The 1,235-nt window shown below is 40.7% G+C and carries 1 protein-coding gene; it reads left to right on the top strand.

The window, feature by feature from the left end:
• The coding region (locus tag Q360_RS0116565; protein ID WP_027078066.1) for a TonB-dependent receptor plug domain-containing protein at positions 1-1,235 on the top strand (1,235 nt) is incomplete at both ends.

Raw genomic sequence — 1,235 nt, 5'->3', positions numbered from 1 at the left:
AACGATTCACGTGCAGGTGGTTCAGCTACCGTGCGTATTCGTGGTTTTGGTTCTGTAGGTAATAACGATCCTCTATACATTATAGATGGTGTGCCTTCCACAGATCCAGGAAACATAAACCCGAATGACATTGAGTCTTTACAGGTACTAAAAGATGCATCAGCTGCATCTATTTATGGTTCTAGAGCGGCAAATGGTGTAATCATCATTACCACTAAAAAAGGAAAGATGGGAAAACCATCTATTTCGTATAATACGTTTTACGGGGTACAAACCGCAACTGAATCGCCAGATGTTTTAGATGCTCAAGGTTTAGGAAACTATTTGTATCTAGCAGATTTATATGCGGGTAGAACACCATCGCACGGACAGTACGGGTATGGACCAAACGGAGAAATTACAATTCCGGATTTTGTGTTCCCAAGTGGTACTTTTGAAGGAGACCCTGCAACAAACGCAGACCTATACTCTCTTACTCCAGATAATATTTATGCGATAACACGTTCTGCAGACACCAACTGGTTTGAAGAAGTAACGCGTTCAGCACCAATTCAACAACATAACCTTTCTGCTTCTGGAGCTACAGAAAATGCACGTTATGCATTTTCATTGGGGTATTTTAACCAAGAAGATATTGTAAAATTCGTAGGGTACAACAGAGTTTCTTTGAGAGCCAACACGGAGTTTAAAGCAATAAACAACAAGTTGACTATTGGTGAAAATTTTACCGCGTCTTTCGAAAATAGAAAAGGAATAAACAATACTGATGAAGAGCAAGGTCCTATAGCAGGTTCTTACAAACACCATCCGTTATTACCTGTACGCGATATCGCAGGTAATTTTGCAGGTAGTAGAGGTGCGAATTTAGGAAATAACTTTAGCCCTTTTGCAGCAGTATCTAGAAACCAAGATGACCGTCGATATGATTTACGTTTATTGGGTAATGTATACGCTGCCTATCAATTGGCAGACAATCTTGAAATCAGAACTAGTTTTGGTGTAGATGCTACCGTTCAACGCGTTAGAAATATCTCTCGACCACAACCTGAATATGTAGAAGGTAACTTTATCAATGGTTCTGAAGCCCGCTCACAATATGCTTATGCATGGACGTGGACCAATGGCTTAACTTGGAACAAAACCTTTGATGAGGTACACAACGTTTCAGCATACGCTGGGGTAGAGTCCATACAGCAATTCGCAGAGGGATTTAATGCTAGCAGACAGCGTTTTGC

It is taken from the genome of Maribacter antarcticus DSM 21422 (genome assembly GCF_000621125.1).
GTDB classification, from domain to species: domain Bacteria; phylum Bacteroidota; class Bacteroidia; order Flavobacteriales; family Flavobacteriaceae; genus Maribacter; species Maribacter antarcticus.
Note: the sequence above shows the minus strand (reverse complement) of the source record. Positions and strands in the feature narration are given on the sequence as shown.